We start from the raw sequence: 244 nt of genomic DNA, 5'->3' as shown, positions 1-244 counted from the left end.
TGACTTACCTTTCACTGTCTTAGTCAATAAACGCGCTTCAAGGGTATCTGGGAGCTGCGGCCATTTCTTTCTGGCTTGAGGTGTCGTGGTGAGTTTCACCCACTGGTCATGTTTCCCCAGCGTTCGCACTACTTCATATTGAGTGCCTTTCTTCAATGGCAACAACCAGTGGCTATCAGGTTGCGCTTGCTGCCAAGCGTGCAGCAGGCCGAGCGAGTAAAATCCTCGGTCAAATAGGGTTAGG

1 pseudogene is annotated in these 244 nt (G+C 50.8%); it reads right to left on the bottom strand.

Annotation, left to right across the window (positions count from 1 at the left end):
- Nucleotides 1-244 (bottom strand): annotated as a pseudogene (locus M0413_RS22845) (IS4 family transposase); the annotation flags it as partial.

The sequence above is a fragment of the Shewanella sp. 8A genome, assembly GCF_023475945.1.
Taxonomy (GTDB): Bacteria; Pseudomonadota; Gammaproteobacteria; order Enterobacterales; family Shewanellaceae; genus Shewanella; species Shewanella xiamenensis.
This window is presented reverse-complemented; position numbering and strand designations above follow the sequence as displayed.